The sequence below is a fragment of the Leptospiraceae bacterium genome, assembly GCA_024233835.1.
Classification (GTDB): Bacteria; Spirochaetota; Leptospiria; order Leptospirales; family Leptospiraceae; genus JACKPC01.
This window is the reverse complement of sequence record JACKPC010000001.1, coordinates 858,835-879,449: the sequence shown is the minus strand read 5'-3', so window position 1 is coordinate 879,449 and position 20,615 is coordinate 858,835. Positions and strand designations below refer to the sequence as shown.

The window sequence follows — 20,615 nt, the reverse complement described above, 5'->3', positions numbered from 1 at the left end:
ATTCCAAAACTGCCTGTTTGCAACATTACTAAGCTTAGACAGAATAAGCAACTGATTATTTAAAAAAAACTTTTTCAGGCTTGTTGAATTTTTATAAAACATATAAAATATCCTGTTGAATTTTTATTAAATATTGCTTTTGGGTTTCAGGGAATTCAAAGTCGGTAAATCCCTTCCATATAATCTGAACACTTCCCCGGTTTTGACTGAGTTCTCCCTCGTATTCAAGGTAAATTCCCCTGTGATCCTCCTTTTTTCGAGTATCAAAAAGGCTTGAAGAGAAAATATTCTGTTCTCGAATTGACTCTGCTTCCAGACAGAGTAAAGACTTTTCTCTTTCAGGAAAAGTCAGAATAAATATATCGAGATGCTCCTCTCCCCCCGGAAGTGTATGTCTGGATATGGTCACTGGTTTAGGAGACATTTTGCTTAACCTAAATTCTCAATTCGAATGACAACAGAAGGTTCTCTGGTAATATCCATTTTATCAATTTCTTCAATAGAAGAACGAAGATCTTTTTCTTTGGCTTCATGGGTAAAAATAATTACTTCTACAGGTTGACCTTCCCTCGACTCGGCCTGCTTCATAGAAGAAATAGAAATATTGTTTTTTCCAAGAACTCTTGCAAGCTCCGCTAAAACACCGGGTTTGTCTATGGTGTTGAAACGAATGTAAAATCTTTCGGTGGTTTCACCTATCGGAAGTAAAGAAGCATTCTCACTAAAATTACTTTCAGAAAAGCCATCGAGACCCTTTCTTCTGGCTGCATAAAAAACGATATCTGAAAGAACGGCATTGGCAGTAGGCAAAGAACCCGCACCTTTTCCGACCAGCATTACCGGACCTGAGTAATTTGTATCAAAAAATATAGCATTTACCTCGTTCATAACGCTGGCTATCGGATGATCGATGGGTACCAGGGTCGGATGCACCCTGGCTTCTACCAGGTTCCCCTGAACTTTATAAACCCCTAATAGCTTGATTCTATAGCCAAATTCTCGAGCAAACCGAATTTCGGTACTGGATATTTTCGTGATACCCTCTATATAAATTTTATCAATGGAGATTCTTTTTCCGGTAGCAAGTCCGCCGAGGATGGAAATTTTATGAGCTGCGTCGATTCCTTCTACATCGAAAGTCGGGTCTTTTTCAGCAAAACCCAGATCCTGGGCATTTTTGAGGGCTGTTTCATAATTCAGTCCCTCTAATTCCATTTTTGAAAGTATATAATTCGTGGTTCCGTTTAAAATTCCGTAAATGGCAGAAAACTCATTGGTGACAAGACCGGTCTTCATCGAGCGAATTACGGGAATTGTTCCTCCCACGGCTGCTTCGTAACCAATTTCTACTTTCTTTTCCTGTGCAATGGTAAAAAGACTTTCTCCTTTTTCGGAAATCAGGGCTTTGTTGGCAGTAACAAGGGTTTTACCGTTTTTCAGAGCACTTTCAGCTACGGAATAAGCAACCCCTGTCCCCCCGATAAGTTCAACTACCACATCGATATCCGGATCGGAAGTGATTTTAGAATAGTCATTATACAATTCAGTCTGTGGTTCAACAAGTCCCTGAATCCTATCTACGTGGAGATCACATACAGCTTTTAGATTAAGTTTTAAACCTGAACGGGAAAGGATTTTCTCCTGGCCCTCTTTGAGAATTTGAATCACACCCGAACCAATGGTACCGGCTCCTACAAGCCCTATGTTTACCTTCTTCATAACAAACCAGTTTTCGTACGGGTAAGTCACAATTCATCTATTTTTTCTGGAGTTTTTAGAAGGTTTATAAAAAATAAGAAAAGCTCGATTCTTATCGTTTTTCTGGTCTCGTTTAGCCTAAGGAGACAATAATTTTATCATGCTTTTTACCGATCCTATCGAATTTACAAGTAAGGGATAATTCATGGATCTATTTTTACTTTCATACCATTCTATCAGCGTTTTCACCGTTTTCATTATTTCCAGCATTATTGTCGTTTACCTCGGAATCAAAAAAGATAAGATTCTTTCTACCTACTGGTTACTGGGAGTTTTCCTCGGTTACATGTTTCTGTACCTCGGACACTTCCTTTCTTATTCAATATTTAGCCCGATAGCCGCCTATAGCACTTTTTTCAGCCAATTATCCCTTTTAGGAGTAGCCTGCTTTGTAGCCTTTAGTTATCATTATCCCAAAAATGTTTACAAACAAGAATCAAAAATTGCGATCCCGCTTTCTTTCGGCCTCGCTTTTCTGGCTATTTCTATCTTCCTGTTTCAGTCCATGACCATGGACAAGATGTACAGCTTTAGCGAGCATAAATATGATTTTAGTGCCGGTGGATTTTCTACCCTGATTTCTCTTCTCTTACATCTCTGGTGTTTCATTATACTTTTTAGAAAGACCATTCTGTATTCGGGCTATGATGGCTTTTTATCAAAATGGGGAATGCATAAGTCCCTAAGGGGAGAAAAAGAAATAAATGGTTCAGAAGGTATTAATAGAAGTGCGAATATTTTAATTTCCTTATTAAAGTTTTTCCATCCCGTAGGAAAAGATGCAAATTCAATTAAAGGTTTTTCGAGAGCTATGCTTTTGTTGACCGTTTTGTCTTTTATGGGACTTCTAAATTCTTCCGGTCTCATTTCACAGGAATTTTATGCGTATATATTCTCTGCAATTTCCCTTGTATTATCCTTTTATATTATTTTAATCTATCTGAATAATTCTTCTGAATCCACAACCCTTATGATAAAGCTTGTAGGCATCTCTCTTGTTACCCTTCTTATCGTAGTGGGATATATCGGTCAGGTAATGCTTCGAATGAGTGAAACCGATTATGATAAGCTTCGCTTGAGTGAAGTAAAAAACTCCAGAACCAATATTCTCATGGAAAGATTCAAAGAACTTCCGGAGAGTATAGTATATGTTCTCAAAAAGCCGAATACAGAAATTGCGGAACCTTCTACCTATGAGCTACTTTTTTCCAGGGATAGTATTGTGAGTCTTCCGGAAATTGTAAATTTTGAGACAAGGCAATTGGAAGGTAGAAAAGATGTGTTAAAATCTAAATTTCCCGCGCTTTCAGATAAAGATCTAAATCAACTGGCAAAAAAGGAACTGGCTTCCTATTCCTCTTTGCAGTACGAAAGGTTATATCGTAATGCAGGAATTTTTTATATTCATTATGATTTTGCAAATGATGCCTATGTTTATGAAGTAGGTTTTAGTTATTATGAATATAGAAAATATACACATAGCAACATCAGTCCCTTATTTTATGCTATTTTTTTGACTACGGTCGGAATATTAATTCTCTTTCCAAGGTTTTTTAGAAATAGTCTGAAACATCCATTAGAAAAACTTCTTATTGGAGTAAGAAAAGTTAACGAGGGAGATCTGGATGTTTTAGTTCCAATAGCAGTTCATGACGAAATTGGTTCTGTAGCGGACTCCTTTAATACTATGGTTTTATCTTTAAAAGATACAAAAGCAAAAATGCAGGCCTATGCAGAATCGCTCGAAAAAACAATAGAAGAAAGAACAAGAGAAATTCAGGATAAATCAGATACGATTCAACAATTACGAATACAGCAGGATGGATATTATTTCTTAACCTCCTTACTGGCTAAACCTCTTTACTTCAACGCGAACAAATCCAAACAGGTAAAGACAGAATTTATCATCCGTCAAAAGAATAGCTTTGTTTTTAAAGATAAAAGAGCCGAACTCGGAGGAGATATTTGTCTTACGGGGAATCTTAAGTTTGGAAAGAAAAGCAAGCATACATCCTTTACATTTGCTTTAAATGCAGATGCCATGGGTAAATCAGTTCAGGGAGCCGGTGGAGCTATGGTTCTGGGTGTGGTGGTAAATGCGATGTTGTCGCGTTCTGCATCCAACAAAAGAATACTCGACATTTCTCCCAGAACCTGGTTGGAAGAATTTTTTAATGAATTAAATTTGGTATATAAAACCTTTGATGGCTATCTTTTAGCTACAGCCTGTATGTTTTTAATCAATGATGAAACCGGGGAATGTTTGTATATTAATGCAGGTCATCCGAGAACCGTTTTACTCAGAAATGAGAAAGCCAATTTTATAGAAACTTCAATTGAACATACAAAAAAAATCGGACTCGACTTGAATGCTTCTGATCTAATTAAAAGTTTCAAATTAAAAGATAAAGATATTCTAATACTGGGTTCGGATGGAAAAGACCATATTAACCTTTCTCCCGGTAAGGCTCAAACTCGGATCAATGAAAAAGAAGATTTATTTTTACGCCTGGTAGAAAAGGCCAATGGTAAGCTTTTTGAACTTGAACAAAATATTTTTCTTACAGGTGAAGTGACAGATGATTTTTCCTTGCTTCGCCTGGAATTTACAGTTCCAAAAGATTCAAGCGGACTCACCCGTCAGGAGATCTTCTTTGGAGAAGAAAGTAGCAGCAGGGAAGAGTTCTTTTTTGGTGAAGATGATTTTTCTGAAAAAGAAGACATTTCGGTTGTCAGTGAAATGTATACACAGGGAAGAAAACTTTATCAGGAAGGCAATGTTAAAAAGGCTATCGAAGTTTTATCAAAAGCATTCAAGAAAGATGATAAAAATCAAAAGCTAAATAAGCTTTTCGGATTAGCCTGTTTTAAAGATAAACAATACGAAATAGCTATTCGGGTTATCTCACAGTATTTAAAGCAGGATCCGGATAACACAGAAATGTGGTATTATATGTCTCTGGCTCAGAGAAAAGTCGGTCAATATGTACAATCTATCGATTCAGCTAAAAAGTTTTATGAGAAGTTTCCGGATAATGTACAAAACCTCATTAACCTTTCTGATTTGTACAGGATTGAAGGGAATTTTAAAAAAGCAGAACACTTTTCAAAATTAGCCTTAAAGATTGATCCGGAAAATAAGAACGCTAAAAAGATTTTAGAAGTTCTGGAGAATGTAGCCTGAAAGGCTACTTTTCAGACTTTACGTTCTCCTTGTTTCGTAAAAAGTTATACGGATCAAAGCCGGATTTAGGTGTTGTATCCGGTGGAGTGTGATTTACCCGGCTTACCCTTCCCCTGATAAAGATTACTTTGATCTCTTTATCCGGATCGTGTTCCGGGCTGTAACGGGCGATCGGACGATAATAATAGAAGTAAGTTCTACCGGAGGCATCTTTATGTCTCTCATCCGGTTCTCCCAAAACATTTAAAACATACGTTATATTTTTACTCTGTAACTCATCTTTTAATTCATCCCGGATTCGGAGTTTACTCTCAGCTTCTTTGTCCAAGTCTTGCTTGCGATAAATACTTTTATCTTCGTTGTATTTAGCTGTTTTTTTTGCCAGTTCTGTACATTTGGCTTCATCTTTGAAGGTTTCCATACAATCTGTATAGACCTGCGTAGGATCGGCTTCTTGTTTTTTCATCAAAGAACAAGAAAAGAAATAAAAAGAAACTAAGGTGAATATAGAACTAAGTTTTAACTGTCTCATTTTTTAACACACTCAAGAAGGAATTTTCGGGAACTATAAAAGGAAAACGAAACGCTACTTCCCCGAGCCCGCCACTCACTACATCTTTAGGTTTATTATAATAGAATATTTCTTCAATCTGTATAAGTTCGGTATCTTCTCTTCCGGGCATGAATATTTCTAATTTATCCCCAATTTTTACTTTATTTTTAATATCTAAAAAACCGAGCATTCTTTCTGCATCAAAGCGTTTTATTTTTCCTGCATACATCTGAGTTTGAATTCGGCTATTGCCTTCTTCGTAGTTTTGAAAATCAGATTCTTCTTCTGTTACTTTCTCCAGTCCTCTACTTAAGAAACCTGAGAAATATCTTCTGGAGGCTACTTTATCTAACTGTTCTAATAAGGCTTTATCAAAGGGATTTCCGATTACCAGATCATCTATGGCTTTTCTATAAGAGCGAGCCACTAAAGCCAAATAATACTCTCCCTTAGTCCTTCCTTCCACCTTCAAGGAATCTACACCAGCAGCAACAATTTCGTCGATGTATTCAATGGCCCGAAGGTCTTTTGAGTTCATTAGATAAGTGCCGGATTCGTCTTCCGTAATTTCCATTAACTCATCGTTCTGTCTCGGATTCGTTACAAAAACCTTATATTGATCCCTACAGGCATTATTGCAGGTGCCTTGATTCGCATCTCTTTGCTTGAAGTAATTACTCATTAAACAGCGACCGCTATGAGCAATACAAATGGCACCATGAACAAATACTTCAAGCTCCATATCAGGAATTTTCTGCTTAATTTCAGCTACTTCCGGAATACTTACTTCTCTTGAAAGAATTACTCTTGTGGCTCCAATTTTTTGCCAGAAACGAACTGTCTCATAATTCATTACATTTGCCTGAACAGAAATATGGATATCCAACTCCGGATGCATTTCTCTTGTATTCAGGATGAGACCGGGATCTGCCATTATCAAACCATCCGGTTTAAGAGCAGCCATTTCGTCAATATAACGAGGAAAACTGGGAAGTTTGGAATTCCTCGGAATTCCGTTAATGGTAAAATAAACTTTCTTATTTAGATTATGCGCGTATTCTACTGCTTCTTTTAAGGTTTCTAAGCGAAATTCATTTTCCCTGGCTCGAAGGGAAAAGCGGGGAACTCCACAATACACAGCATCTGCCCCGTAGAGAAATGCAATTTTTAATTTCTCGAGGCTTCCGGCAGGCATCAGGAGTTCTGGTTTTTTCACTATCTTTTCCTTCTTCGATTTTTCTTTCTTTTGGATGCCCCACCGGCACTTGTAGTTACATCTTTATTCGCTTTCTTTCTGGATGGTGCTAAGGTGGTACGATTAGAGAACGATTCATTAAAAATATCTATATCGAGGTGCTCTTCTCCAACTCTCTGGTATTCCTGTATTTCTTCCTGATAGGGATTTTCTTCAGTAATTTCTACTCGCAATAAGAAATTAATAACTTCTGTTTTCAGATTTTCTACCATCTGATCAAAAATTTGGAAACCCTGTAGTTTATATTCTATAAGAGGATTTTTATCTCCATAACCTACAGTCCAAATCCCCTCTCTCAAGTTGTCCATAACGTAAAGATGATCTTTCCACCTGTGATCCAGAATATCCAGAAGAATATTTCTTTCTAAAAAGGACCAGGCTTCTCCTACTGAATTTCCTTTTCTATCATAAGTTTCTATGAAGTTTTCTGAGATATGTTTAAAAAGCTCTAATTGAGAATCACCTTTTTTGAAGTCACTTGCATTTACAGTGAAGTTCATACCCATACCATCTGTAAGCCAGTCATTCAGTGCATTAATATTCCAGGCATTTGGATTGGCACCTTCACAATGAAGAAGAATCTGGCTTTCGATTATCTCATCTATCCAAGTTTTTATAGTACTACTTATATCTTTATTTTCTAAAATATTATTTCTAAGTTCATAAATAACCATCCTCTGACGATTCATTACATCATCGTATTCAAGAAGATGTTTACGAATATCGAAGTTATGGCCCTCCACCCTTTTCTGAGAACGGGCGATAGCATTGGAAACCATTTTATGTTCAATCTCCTGCCCTTCTTCCATTCCCAGCTTTTGCATGATAAGAGAAATCCTATCACTTCCAAAAATCCGCATGAGGTCATCTTCCAGAGAAAGGTAAAAACGACTGGAACCCGGGTCTCCCTGTCTTCCGGAACGTCCTCTTAGCTGGTTATCAATCCTTCTGGATTCGTGACGTTCGGTTCCTAATATATGTAAACCTCCGGCTTCTAAAACCAGATCATGATTCATTTTCCAGAAACGGGCATTGTCATAGATTTCTTTGGCCCTCTTTTGTTTGTTCTGAGAAGGCATTTGGTTTAGAAGAATTTCTGCTTTATCCAAGTCCATGGATTTAATGGCAGCTTTAAATTCATAGATAAGTTCTTCCTCTTCTTCCCAGGACTCAAGGGATTCTTTGAATCTTTGGGAACCACCCAGAACGATGTCCGTTCCACGACCCGCCATATTTGTAGCGATAGTAACGGCTCCCGGTTTCCCGGCGTTGGCCACAATCTCCGCTTCTTTCTCATGAAATTTGGCATTTAATACATTATGCGGAATATTTTCTCTACCCAGAAGGGCCGAAAGCACCTCTGATTTTTCTATGGAGATGGTTCCTACAAGAACCGGCTGTTTTCTTTTATAGCAATCCTTGATTTCATTGATAATAGCGAAAAATTTCTCTCTTTCGGTTCTATATACCCTATCGGCGTGGTCGGTCCGTTTCAGCGGCAAGTTGGTTGGAATTACTACCACATCGAGATTGTATATCTTTTTAAATTCTTCTGCTTCCGTATCGGCGGTTCCGGTCATACCTGCTAGCTTTGTATAGATACGGAAATAATTCTGAAAAGTAATCGATGCAAGAGTCTGAGATTCTCTGGCAATAGTTACTCCTTCTTTGGCTTCAATGGCCTGATGTAAGCCATCCGAATAACGCCTGCCCGGCATTAAACGACCTGTAAACTCATCTACAATGATAACTTCATCTTCCTGCACAACATAGTCAACATCTATTAGATAAATTTTATGTGCTTTTAAGGCTTGATGAACGTGGTGGACAACACTCACATTTTCATGCGCATAAAGGTTATCGATACCCAAAAGCTTTTCTACACTGGCGACACCCTTTTCAGTCAAAAGAACATTTTTCGCCTTTTCATCTATTTCATAATCCCAAACTTTATCTTTCTCGGCGATTGGCTCTTCGCCCTTTTTAGGTTCCGGAACATCAAATTCTTCTTTTCCTTTTAAGGAAGGGATAATTTTATCAACTCTTGCATAAATATCTGTAGATTCTTCAGCAGCCCCGGAAATGATAAGCGGGGTTCTGGCTTCGTCTATCAGGATAGAGTCCACTTCGTCAACGATAGCAAAGAAATGTCCTCTCTGAACTTTATGCTCCAGATGGCTTACCATGTTATCTCTGAGATAATCAAAGCCAAATTCGTTATTGGTTCCGTAGGTTATATCCGCTGCATAAGCCACCTGCCTGTCTTCGTGATCCATATCATGTTGAATGGCACCAACCGTAACACCGAGAAAGTCATAGATCGGTTTCATCCAGTTAGCATCCCGTTTTGCCAGGTAATCGTTTACAGTAACCACATGAACCCCTTTGCCCATTAGAGAATTCAGATACACCGCCAGGGTAGATGTCAGAGTCTTTCCTTCTCCGGTTTTCATCTCAGAGATATTTCCCCAGTGAAGAGCGATTCCCCCCATCATCTGCACATCAAAGTGCCTCATACCCATTACACGAATAGAAACTTCCCTGACGGTAGCAAAAGCTTCCGGTAAAACATCATCCAGAGTTTCTCCCTTGCTTAATCTTTCTTTAAACCTGGCAGTCTGTTGCTTTAAATCTTCATCCGATAAACCGCGCATTTTTTCTTCGAGACCATTGATTGAATCAACAATTGGCTTGAGCTTTTTTAAGTCTCTTTCGTATTTACTTCCAAAAAGGGCTTTAAGTATTCTTCCAAACATATTTGAGTTCCAGGTTTAAATATTTTTAAGTATAAAGTAGAGGTGATAACATTTTAGAATATCCCGAAAACCTTCTTAAAAAAGAGGATCTTTGTGTCTTTTTCTAATTGGGGAATATCCATAGCTTCCGAAATTGGCCCTACAAAGTTGTAATATAGATTTAAAGGTCTTGTCTCAAAAAGAAGAGTTTCCGGTGTGCCGGTAATGAGACCGGTACCGGGTTTTACCTCAAAAGGCTTTTTCATAATAAGGACAGGGATTTGAATATTCCTTTTTTGAACTTCTTCTTTCATCACTTTTGCTGCTTCGGTATAGGCTCTTTCAAAATCAGTCCCTTCTTCCAGATCGGTTACATTGAAGGGATCTACGACAAGGTACAAAAGCCCTCTCTGGTTCTTTTGTATTTCCCTATGGAGATAATCGAGAGCCGGCAATTCTTTGACACAGGGGATACAGGTAGGAGAATATACATTCAGAGCAATTCTATCTACTTTCTGTATAGTTGCCAGATGTATCGTTTTTCCCTGTAGATCCCTACCTTCCAAACTATCTACATAGAAGTTTGACTGCTTTTTTGTAAAACAGGCACTTAGAATAGATGTGAAAGAAAGAAAAAGTATAGTTTTTTTTGTAATCGAAATAATGGCTTTCCTCTAATGCTAAGATAGGTAAAATTTTAAGCCTTTACGGTCAACAAAATTATAAATATACTCTTGACGAAATTGAGGTTTGAGCAATGATGGAAAATTGGACGCGAAAACTACTTAAAGATTACCCTGATGTACAAACAAAATACAGATTTTATCTTTTTACAGTTCTTTTTTCTACCTTCTATATTTTTATCTTTTAATCACAAATAACCTTCTGGAGTACAAGGAATGAGTAATAACCAGCACAATCAGGATTTCGATATATTACGTGTAATAGAACTCGCCAGGGATCACAAGTATGAAGTAACAGTGGCCGGTTTTGAAGTTCTGGATAAAATTGATAAAATCGATATCCCGAAAGGATTAAAGCCCAAGAAAGTTGCGGTTCAGGCTCTTTATGCTCTTTCTGAGAAAATGGTTCAATATGATTATTTTACTTCAGAACAAAGAAAGCAATTAGCAGAGGTAAAAAAGAAGCAAGAGCAAAAAAATCCGGAATTCAACAATCTCTTTGCCAAATCGTCCGCTCCTGAAATCGAAGAAAGTGATAGTGATGAAGAGGAAATCCTCGAGGAAGAACCTCCGAAAGTTCTTTCTTCTAAAGAAGAAGATGACGACGATGATTTTTCTGATTATGACGACAATTCAGATGATGATGACTTCGATGATAGCAATGATAGCTTTGAAGACGAAGAAAGCGAGTATAGCGAGAAGAAATAGGAGTTTTTTATTCGTTTCGAGCTGATTGCAACCAAAAACAATCTTTTCAATCTTAAAAATCCGCTAAACGGCCAGTTATTTTACTCTAATTTTGATCCCAAAAAAGAGGCAGAACGACTGGCTCTTTCTTTTTTTCCCGATCTGGACAAAAATGATTATTCTATCTTGTTTTTTGGATTCGGTCTTGCCTATCCCATTGAATCCCTGCTTCTGAGTAAAAAATTACAGAAAAGAAAGCTTTATTGCTTCGAGCCTCTTCCGGAAATCTTTGAAATAAAAGAAGTTCAAAGAAGAAAGTTGGAAATCGAGAAGCTGGCTTTAAAATTTTCCCTCGGCCTAACATTTATAAAAGTAGGTGATAAAATTTCTGAGAATTTTTTAATTTTTTCACAAGCCTACTACAAGCGCAATCATTCCGAAATACTATCCGAATTTATAAAGTCTGTAAATTTCACAAAAACATCCGATAAAACTATATCTCATTTTTCTAATACCTGGTTACGAAACTCTCTTATTTTTTTAAAAAATGCACAGGCTAAATTTATTTATAAGCTTAACCTGAAATATAAAACTATAGTGTTTGTCGGTGCATCTCCAATCCTCGAAGAAGAATTAGATACTATAAAAAAATTCCGAGATTCATTCTACTTATTTTCTTCCGACACAGCACTGGGCTTTTTGCAATCTGAAGGTCTTAGCCCCGACCTGATACTTTCTGTGGATTCCGGAAGGGGAACGTTTTATCATTTTCACTCTTACCGGGGTGATACTCCGATACTAAGCTGGCCCGGAGGAAACTATCAAATTCAAAAACTTTGCGGATCGATTTATTATTATTGTTCGTCCTATCCTCTCGACCAGTTAATCGCAGCTTATTTAAATATACCTATTCTTCCAAATCCTTCTATGAATGTAGCCGGTCTTGCAAAATCTCTCTGTGTTCAGTTTGAAGCATCTAAACTCATCTATGCAGGTGTAAGCTTTGCTTCTTATAAAGGAAAAAGTCATTGTCGCGGAACGGGTTATGAGAAATTTCGGCTTCCGGGATTAGATCGTTATCATAGCCTATATTCCTATTCACTAAATAGTTACAGGAAAGAAAAAAGCGATAAGGATAAATTAGCCTATTCTGAAATATTAAAGAATGAAACGAATCTGAAAACATATCTATTTTCAGATTTTCAAAGCCAATTTGTAAAAGAGAAATACGAAAAGATGGAATTTTTAACTCACACGCTAAAAGACACAGGCTCTATTATAAGAATCTTAGATAATACTGATATTTTAAATGGTGTCTGCAAGGAATTACAAATAGAACCTCATAAATTTAAGGAAAAACTGCATAAAATCGGACTTTCTCCCAAGTAAAAATAATGCAAACAGCATTATAAGTTCCCGGTTTTTATTATTTATCTTTTTTATTTCTGACAAAATAGTAAACAACTAAACCGCTGAGAAGAAGCAAAAGCCCGGCAAGTGATTCACCTGTTTTATATATCAGTAGATATAACATCATCCAGAGATTCATCCCTATAAAAATAAGAGGAGTAATGGGAAAGAATTTGGTTCTATAATGATAATGGTATTCTACATTTTTTTTCCTCAATACGAATATTCCAGCAACAGCAAGAACCGTGATAGCCGTTAGGGTAAAGGAAGTAAAAGCCAATACTTTTTCAAAACTCGAACTCAAAATCAAAAAGGTGACGATTACAGCTTGAAGTAGGATCGCAATATAAGGAGCACCGCTCGCATTTTCTTTACTTAATAAGCGAAAGGAAGGATAATCTTCCCCCATAACTTTCAAAATTCTTGAGCCTACCATAATAAGAGAACTCATTGAAGAGATTAAAAGCAAAGAAATAATCATGCTCATAATCCTTCCTCCCTTCTCCCCGAATAACTTCTCTGAAAATAAAAAACCTATTTCTATTTTTCCTTTTACTTCTGGAATTGAAAGCTGGTAAAGAAAAGCGTAATTCAATAAGAAATATAAAAGCATAACAAGTCCTGTGCCTATCAAAACAGAAAATAAAACATTTTTTTCCGGCTCCCGTATTTCTCCTGCAAGATAGGTAGAAGCATTCCATCCGGAATAGGCGTAGGATACATAAATAAGAGATACAGCAAAAGAGGAGCTGAAAATTTTAGAATAATTAAATGTACTATCTTTTATAGAGGAAGAAGTTGGTTCTATATTTAAACCGAGGATAATTAAAAGAAGAATTAGTAACAGTTTGATAACAAAAAAAATGTTTTGAAAGTTTTTACCTATATTCTTATGAAAGGCATGAACTAAAGAGATTAGAACAAGGGCTAAAATAGCAAGTGGTACACCTTTGAGGAAAGGAAAAGAACTTAAAGAATACCTTTCAAAGGCAATAGCAGCAAGAGCAATAGGGGCAGAAAAGCCTACTGTTGCTGAAACCCAGCCGGCAAGAAAACCCAGAGACGGGTGATAAATAGAACCGAGATAATTATACTCTCCACCCGAACGGGGAAAAGCTGCCCCCAGTTCCCCGTAACTTAAGGCTCCACAAAGAGCAATGAAGCCTCCTATAAACCATAGAGCAAGAATCGGAAAACTGTCTCCCAGATCATTTGCCTGAAAACCAAGGGTAGTAAATACCCCCGTACCAACCATATTAGCAATGACTATACTGATAGCCGTGAATAATCCAAATTTTGCTTTCAAAGTTTCCCTTCGCAGGAAAGGATTTTCCCGGCTTTTTTAAAATTTTCCTCATTCAAGAAACCTTTACAATGAATGAAATTTTCAGGAAAAGCTTCTCCTAAACCATAAGAGAGAACATCATCAAATATTACAAAATACTTAATCTCAGGATGTTTCCCTAAATAAGTTTGAATTTCCAAATCTCGTTTGCCATCCAGGTATTCTGTAAAGTCTTTTAAGTAAACATCCAAATTATGTAAAGAAAAGAGAAGTTGCATTTCTTTCAAAGTTCTTCCTTCTCTCCACATAGAAGAAAGAACAATATCAGCTCCGCAGATTTCACATAACTTTTTCAGGTAGGATACAGACTCTTCATACCAGTCAAAATTCACCGCTCCCAGGTCGTATTTATCTACTATGGAAAACTCAACTCCTCTCTCTTCTATAAAAGTTTTTTTTAAGGCTTCGAGATCGTGCTGAAATCGATTTTGGAACCATAAAGGTTGCAAAACCCCGTCTATATCTAAAAAAATTACTTTTTCCATAATCAGGGACAAAGAGCAGAAAGTTTATTTTCCGTACTGGCGGGAGGATTGCAAGAACTGCACTTTGTATTTACCCAATCCGAACTATCGGTAAGCATTGCGTTCAACCAGTCTGTAAATTTAACCGAGTTATTAGTACCTGAACTCACCGTAAACATGGTGTCATCTGTTGTAATCGTATGTACGTCTCCGGGAGCAATATAATATCGATAATTGTCGGAAATAGCCGCATTTGCCGTGTTAATATTACTCAACATTTTACTCTTCCAATCACAGGAAATGGAATCAGGAACATTTATACCCTCTGACGAACCCCACATGGCTTTTGTATCCTCATAGGCTTTACCACTATCAATCGTTAGCATTACATTATAAAAATATCGCTGATTTCCATCAAACATCGTTGTATACTGAGAAATTCTGTCAGAAGAATAGTTTTCGGCAATACTCTTAAAAACAGTTCCCATACTGATACTGGTAAATGTTGTTGAATTTATACCGCTAATCCAATCAGGAATATTCTTGAGTGCATTCCATTTATCCAGGTAACTTTTGTTAAAAGAAGCTGATGTTACACCATTAGAAGCATCGGAAAGAAGGTAAAACTTTGAGTTACTATATTTTTCTCGAATATAAGGATAATTAAATATAGCTCCGTATCCTCCGGCACTCTGACCCATCACTACAATTTTTTCAATATTAGAAGAAGGATAATTTTTAATAATATAATCCAGGGTAGCTAAGAAGTTATCGAAGCCCCTGTGTTTTAAGGTAATTTTTTCTCCGGTACTCGGATGGGTATATTCCGTATCATTTGAGCCCCAGTGTATATCGCCCGTACAATAAGGAATAAAAATTTTGTTATAGGAGCGAAGAGGATTATCTGCCTGCGAATCATTAAATACCCCAAAAGCAAAATATTTAATCACTACTTCATTTAATCTGGATAGCTGATTAAAATAAGTCACCGTATTGGTTCCGAAACAGTTTTTTGCGTCCCAACAGGCTCCTCCTCCCATAAAGTTGATTAACAAGTTTTTACTGCCTTCTACTTTTTTTTCAAAGAAATAAAACTGTTCATTCCCGGGTACACCGGAGCAGGAGGGATTATAAGAAAAGGTTTTACTTCCCTTGCTTCCCGTAGTAGGTGAAAAACTCATGGTTCCGGAAACCGGAATAACTTTACTGTAGGGTGTACTATAAATATCATGAATGATAATTGCAGCAGCCGTTTTCAAATTCTCTTTCTGTTCTTTTTTTTTCTCTTCCTGTTTATTCACACAGCTAAAAAAGAAAAAAAAACTAAATATCAGCAGGGAGATTGTTTTCATATAGTTCCTCCGAAAAAACTCATATACAAAACTAAAAAAAAAAGAAAAAAATTGGAAGCTTTATTCTATTTTTTTAAAAAAAATCGGAACTCTCTCGAACTCAGGGAGTCTAATGTACAGAAGAAAAGGAGAAGGGTATAGGGAGCATAAATCTAAAACAAGTTTATGGTTTTTGAAACTCTTCAAAAAGAGAGATGCCGAATAAAATCAGGCATATATCTAAAAGATAAAGAAGCCCGGTATTCAGCTAAGAAGTAGATAGCTGATGAGATTAACCGGGCTTCACTATTTTTTATCAGTTAAATTCCTAATTTCTCTCATTTTACAATTTGCAAACCACTCGCACTTCATACAAAATTCATCCTTTGCACTAAAAGTTGGAGGGGGACAAATATTGGCATCTTCCACCTGTAAAACTTCAAGAAATTTCTCTTTTTCCTCCCGAGAGGAAAGTTCATTTACCTGTTTATCAATTACCATATTATAACGAATCTGCTTATCGATTCCATCTTCTTCAAGACCGGAGTTTATATTTTCTTCGATAGCTACTTTTAAAAGTTCATCAAGGTCTTCCCTGGTAAGAAAACTGGCTTCTTTACGAACAAATAATTTAAAAAAAACAATTCCTACAAGCGCTCCGCCGAGGTGTCCGGCATTGCTTAACCTTACATCAAAAAATTTTTCTAAAATAACGCCGATAGCAATAGCCGCAAACACTGCATATTTAGCTCTCATGCCAATAAAAAATAGAAACACTTCTTTCTGCGGATATAAAAATCCAAATACAGCCAGTAATCCAAATACAGCCCCGCTGGCTCCTACAGTAGGAATCAGGTCGATGTTTATAAAACTTCCATCCTGAAGGTAGTATCCGTTCTGAATCATTCCTTCCTCGAAAATAGATAAAGAAGCTAAATAGTTCACAAAACCCGAATGAAGAATGATAAAGAGTCCTCCTCCCAACTGGGCCAGGAAGTAGAGACTGAAGAGCTTTAAGCGTCCTATATGGGGTTCGATTTGCATACCCAGAATATAAAAAGCATACATATTCATAAAGATATGAAAAAAGGAAAAAAGCCCACCACTGGCATGCAGGAAGCCATAAGAAAAAACCTGCCAGTACATTCCGGAAAAAAAGAGCCTGGGCCTCAGAGCAAAAAAACTTTCAAAATAACTCAAACCCAGCTCGGATTCCTTTGTATAAATCTGGATGAAATAAACCAGGATATTGATAGCAAGGATCCATTGGATTGGTTTGAAAATGGATTTTCCGGTTGTAGGGGAGGGCCTGTATTCGAATTCTGATTCGCCCATGTTGTTCGTATAATAAAAGAGGGGGCTTATTCGTCAAGCTCTCAAATCAAGAAAAACTATCTTTTTTCCAATCAAAATTTATAAATCAAAATCGAGATGGAAAAACTATTTGACCTGATGCGTTTTTACTCAAAATTGAGTAAATATTACGGAATAAAATATGAAACCATTTATACCTGCAAATCAGAACCTATTACTAAACTGGACCGCTGAATTACTTTTTCCAACCCTGCTGAAATCCATGCACAACATCAACGAAATCGTTATCAGCGAAGAAGATAAAAAACTACTCAGAAACCATAAAGATGAAAGGGTTTTACTTTTCACCAATCACCCGACGACAGCCGAACCACCTATCGTGTTTCAGCTTTCGAATATTATGGGTTCCAGATTTAAATATATGGCTTCTCGCCAGGTTTTCGACTGGGGTTTCGGCCTTGTCGGTCAGGTAATTTCAAATATTGGTGCCTTTTCAGTTATTGCAGGTATCGCAGACAGGGATTCCATGAAAGCCTCCCGTCAGGCCCTGGCAGATAAAGGCGGAAAACTGGTTCTTTTCCCGGAAGGAGAACCTACCAGCGGAGAGAATGATAACCTTATGCCCTTTCAATCCGGCCTGGCCCAACTTAGTTTCTGGGCCTTAGAAGATGCCCGGAAAATAGAGAAAGGTGCAGATATCAACATTCTGCCGGCTTTTATTAAATACGTGGTAGACGCTACCGAAAAAGAAATTCTGAGGGACCTGGATGAATCCATTTCCAGAATAGAACGAAAATACTCCATAAAGCACTGGGATAAAAATATACTGCGTCGTTTTCTTACAGTAGGGCGTTATCTTCTGGAGGACGCAGAACACGAATATAAAATTCTCGCTCCGAGGCAGCATGATTTTAATTACCGAATCGGAAGGGTTCGACACGCAATTCTGGATAATATTGCAGACAGACTTAATATGAAAAACTATAAAAAGGATGAGGATGCTATCCACAAACTCAGACAAATTTTCGCTCTAATTGAAATGATTTCTATTAATTATCCGGATCCCAAGTTACCTAAAATCAATTCCCAGGAATTAGAATGGGCCAAGAGAGAAGCCATTAAAGCCTTTGATATGATTGTAATAAAAAGAGATTACCTCATTTCTTATCCTTCACCTGAAAGGTTTTATGAATGGTTAGCTCGCTACGAATCCTATGTTTTTGGCAAAACACCAAGAGCGATAGGTGGAGAAGCTTCTCATCTCCCCAGAAAGGCCTATATAAAATTTGCCAATCACTTTAAATTATCTGAATACTATCCACAGTACAAAGAAAATAGAAAGCAGGCCATGGAAACTATGCTCGAAAGGTTGAGAGTAGATATACAGTCCCTTTTAGATGAAATGATGCAGCTGACCCGACCTATCATCGCTCCGTACGATGTAGGGGATGACATGATTGAGTAAGGTTCATTTCTTACTTGAATTTCTATAAATCACTGATTATGGGTATGGGTTCAGCTTCAATAGCAGAAATCGAAGTTCAAGAACAGGTGAAAAGCCGCAACACCGGAGGACCCTGGAATGTAGTCCTCTGGGATGACGATTTTCATACCTATGATTATGTTATAACTATGCTTGTCGATGTTTGTCAAATGACCGTTGAAAAAGCTTTTAAGCACGCTTTACAGGTCGATACAGAAAAAAAAACAATCGTTTTTAGCGGAGAGTTTGAACACGCCGAGCATGTTCATGATCTAATCATCAATTACGGTCCGGATCCAAGGATGATAGATTCTAAGGGTTCGATGACAGCTACCCTCGAACAAACTTGAACCATCTTCCATGCCAAAAAGCAATTTTTTAAGGGGATAAGCTTTTTAGCCCGGAATACTTTTTTTAGTCTTCTTTATAATATTCCCGGATAATTTAACCGATATAATCAAACAGAAACGGGTCTCTATGCTAAGTAAAAAAACCACACTCACCGGGCGGCAAAAAGCTGCTGTATTTTTGATAGCAGTAGGTAGTGAAGTCTCAACAGAAGTCTTCAAGCATCTCAGGGAAGATGAAATCGAGCAGATAACCTTTGAAATTGCGCGATTAGATAAAATTACTCCGGAAGACAAAGAAAAAGTCCTGATTGAATTCAACGAACTCATGATGGCACAGGGCTTCATTACCAATGGTGGTATTGATTTTGCCCGCTCTCTTCTGGAAAAAGCCCTCGGAAACCAGAAAGCGATTGATATTATCAACCGCTTAACCTCTTCTTTGCAGGTCCGACCTTTCGACTTTGTGAGAAGAACAGATCCGGCCCAGTTATTAAACTTTATACAGGGTGAACACCCTCAGACTATCGCCCTCATTTTATCCTATCTGGATCCTAATAAAGCCGCTCAGATTCTCTCTTCTTTGCAGCATACGATCCAGGCAGACGTGGCAAAACGGGTTGCAACCATGGACAGGGTGAGTCCGGATGTGCTTCGAGAAGTAGAAAGAGTTCTGGAACGAAAACTTTCTACCCTTGCTTCGGAAGACTATACTACAGCGGGTGGTATCGATTCGGTAGTGGAAATTCTGAACAACGTTGACCGGGGAACTGAGAAAACCATTATTGAAGCCCTCGAAGAAGAAGACCCGGAATTGGCCGAAGAAATCAAGAAACGGATGTTCGTGTTCGAAGACATTGTCCTCTTAGATGACCGTGCTATCCAAAAAGTAATGCGCGAAGTCGACAACCAGGAACTTGCCAAAGCCCTGAAATCGGTGGATAGCGAGGTACAGGATAAGATCTTCAAGAACATGTCCAAACGTGCCGCCCAGCTTTTACGGGAAGATATGGACTTCATGGGTCCTGTACGCTTAAAAGATGTGGAAGATGCCCAGCAGAAAATTGTAAACATTATTCGGAAACTGGAAGAAGCCGGAGAAATCGTGGTGGCCAGATCCGGAGAAGACGAACTTATTGTTTAAGTTTTCCTTTCAATAATAAAATTTTTCTTGTATATCTACTGTTCTATTGTATTATATCAGACGATTTTTTTCTTAGATATAAACAATGGAACTAATACTGGCTATAGATGGAGAGCATCGTTCGCTTATTGAATTGGAAAGTATGCTCAGGGGACTTCGGTTCCGAATTGTTGCAACAGATGACTACGAAAAAGGAATCTACTACAGCCGTTCGGGTTCCCCGGATATTATTCTTCTGGGTCTCAGCATGGAAAGGCGAGAATCTATAGAATGTATCGTTAACCTGAAAAAAGAAGCCATTTCCAGCGATATTCCAATTCTTGGAATGTTTTCCAATAAGAATGAAATGTTTATAAATAAAATAAAACGTTTCGGTCTGAATGATTTTTTTTTAAAACCCCCGGAGAAAAAAACTCTCCTGAAACTAATAGCCGAAAACCTGAAGCTTTCTAAAGAAAAGGAAGCCAAATCAATTTTAGAAAGAAGAACCCACATTCTTGTGGAACAACCCACAAACGACAGAACCAGCATTGCTTTTAAATCGGGACTTTTAAAATATGTTTTTCCGGAAATACGCACAGTTTTTAATGCAGAATTTCTAAATAGCATCATGCAGGATAAAATCTGTCTGGACTTGCGTGATATACCTAACCTGGAAACGCGGGAGCTGAGTATTCTTGAACTCCTTGTCTCAACCTTTGGAGAAAAAAAAATTTCTGTAGTCGCCGGAAAACACATAGGACTTATTCTAACTCAAACCAACCTGGATGAAAGGGTGAATCTTTTCATGACCACAGATGAATATGAAACATTTTTAAAAAGTAATATTTAAAAAGCCGGAAAGTGTTAAGAGCTCCGGTTCTGTTTTAAGAAGAATACATATAATTTTCAAATATTTAAAGTTTTACAAGTCAATTTTAAA

The 20,615-nt window shown here is 37.5% G+C and carries 17 protein-coding genes; 7 read left to right on the top strand and 10 right to left on the bottom strand.

Annotated features, from left to right (window positions below; genetic code table 11):
* Positions 1–91: 91 nt before the first annotated feature.
* On the bottom strand, positions 92–424 hold the full coding sequence (locus H7A25_04055) for a hypothetical protein (GenBank protein MCP5499049.1): 333 nt from the start codon (positions 422–424) through the stop codon (positions 92–94).
* Between the two features lie 5 nt (positions 425–429).
* Positions 430–1,719 carry a homoserine dehydrogenase gene (locus H7A25_04050; protein MCP5499048.1) on the bottom strand — a complete coding sequence of 430 codons (1,290 nt, stop codon included), beginning with the start codon at positions 1,717–1,719 and terminating at the stop codon, positions 430–432.
* A 184-nt stretch (positions 1,720–1,903) separates the two neighbouring features.
* Between H7A25_04050 and H7A25_04045 the strand changes: the two genes are divergently transcribed.
* Positions 1,904–4,942, top strand: a complete 3,039-nt coding sequence (locus tag H7A25_04045; GenBank protein MCP5499047.1) for a SpoIIE family protein phosphatase — start codon at positions 1,904–1,906, stop codon at positions 4,940–4,942.
* A gap of 4 nt (positions 4,943–4,946) precedes the next feature.
* Here the strand turns inward: H7A25_04045 and H7A25_04040 are convergent, their stop codons facing one another.
* Genes H7A25_04040 through H7A25_04025 form a run of 4 tightly spaced genes read right to left on the bottom strand, consistent with a single transcriptional unit; the run spans position 4,947 to position 10,051 of the window.
* Positions 4,947–5,474 carry a hypothetical protein gene (locus H7A25_04040; GenBank protein ID MCP5499046.1) on the bottom strand — a complete coding sequence of 176 codons (528 nt, stop codon included), beginning with the start codon at positions 5,472–5,474 and terminating at the stop codon, positions 4,947–4,949.
* Positions 5,455–6,690: a U32 family peptidase gene (locus H7A25_04035; protein MCP5499045.1), complete on the bottom strand. Its 1,236-nt coding sequence runs from the start codon at positions 6,688–6,690 to the stop codon at positions 5,455–5,457. Before H7A25_04035 ends, H7A25_04040 begins: the two co-directional genes overlap by 20 nt.
* Positions 6,691–6,710: 20 nt before the next feature.
* On the bottom strand, positions 6,711–9,506 hold the full coding sequence (secA, locus tag H7A25_04030) for a preprotein translocase subunit SecA (GenBank protein ID MCP5499044.1): 2,796 nt from the start codon (positions 9,504–9,506) through the stop codon (positions 6,711–6,713).
* A gap of 53 nt (positions 9,507–9,559) precedes the next feature.
* Positions 9,560–10,051, bottom strand: coding sequence for a TlpA family protein disulfide reductase (locus H7A25_04025; GenBank protein ID MCP5499043.1), 492 nt, complete (start codon positions 10,049–10,051; stop codon positions 9,560–9,562).
* A gap of 333 nt (positions 10,052–10,384) precedes the next feature.
* On the opposite strand from H7A25_04025, the gene H7A25_04020 reads away from it, so the two are divergent.
* The gene (locus H7A25_04020) at positions 10,385–10,876 is read left to right on the top strand and encodes a DNA primase (protein ID MCP5499042.1); all 492 of its coding nucleotides are present in this window, start codon (positions 10,385–10,387) and stop codon (positions 10,874–10,876) included.
* Between the two features lie 165 nt (positions 10,877–11,041).
* Complete coding sequence (locus tag H7A25_04015; GenBank protein ID MCP5499041.1) at positions 11,042–12,244, top strand: motility associated factor glycosyltransferase family protein; 1,203 nt, start codon at positions 11,042–11,044, stop codon at positions 12,242–12,244.
* A 37-nt stretch (positions 12,245–12,281) separates the two neighbouring features.
* Here the strand turns inward: H7A25_04015 and H7A25_04010 are convergent, their stop codons facing one another.
* From H7A25_04010 to H7A25_03995, 4 genes are all read right to left on the bottom strand, one after another.
* Entirely contained in the window at positions 12,282–13,571 is a 1,290-nt protein-coding gene (locus H7A25_04010) for an amino acid permease (protein MCP5499040.1), read from the bottom strand.
* Entirely contained in the window at positions 13,568–14,095 is a 528-nt protein-coding gene (locus tag H7A25_04005) for a hypothetical protein (protein MCP5499039.1), read from the bottom strand. The genes H7A25_04010 and H7A25_04005 overlap by 4 nt, the downstream gene beginning before the upstream one ends.
* A 2-nt stretch (positions 14,096–14,097) precedes the next feature.
* Positions 14,098–15,426, bottom strand: coding sequence for a pectinacetylesterase (locus H7A25_04000; GenBank protein ID MCP5499038.1), 1,329 nt, complete (start codon positions 15,424–15,426; stop codon positions 14,098–14,100).
* Between the two features lie 285 nt (positions 15,427–15,711).
* The gene (locus H7A25_03995; GenBank protein ID MCP5499037.1) at positions 15,712–16,740 is read right to left on the bottom strand and encodes a rhomboid family intramembrane serine protease; all 1,029 of its coding nucleotides are present in this window, start codon (positions 16,738–16,740) and stop codon (positions 15,712–15,714) included.
* Between the two features lie 160 nt (positions 16,741–16,900).
* On the opposite strand from H7A25_03995, the gene H7A25_03990 reads away from it, so the two are divergent.
* From H7A25_03990 to H7A25_03975, 4 genes are all read left to right on the top strand, one after another.
* Positions 16,901–18,184 (top strand): 1-acyl-sn-glycerol-3-phosphate acyltransferase, encoded by a 1,284-nt coding sequence (locus H7A25_03990; GenBank protein ID MCP5499036.1) that lies wholly within the window; start codon positions 16,901–16,903, stop codon positions 18,182–18,184.
* Between the two features lie 44 nt (positions 18,185–18,228).
* Positions 18,229–18,552 carry an ATP-dependent Clp protease adaptor ClpS gene (locus H7A25_03985; GenBank protein ID MCP5499035.1) on the top strand — a complete coding sequence of 108 codons (324 nt, stop codon included), beginning with the start codon at positions 18,229–18,231 and terminating at the stop codon, positions 18,550–18,552.
* A 127-nt stretch (positions 18,553–18,679) separates the two neighbouring features.
* Complete coding sequence (gene fliG, locus H7A25_03980) at positions 18,680–19,693, top strand: flagellar motor switch protein FliG (GenBank protein ID MCP5499034.1); 1,014 nt, start codon at positions 18,680–18,682, stop codon at positions 19,691–19,693.
* An 85-nt stretch (positions 19,694–19,778) separates the two neighbouring features.
* Complete coding sequence (locus H7A25_03975) at positions 19,779–20,525, top strand: response regulator (protein MCP5499033.1); 747 nt, start codon at positions 19,779–19,781, stop codon at positions 20,523–20,525.
* Positions 20,526–20,615: the final 90 nt, after the last annotated feature.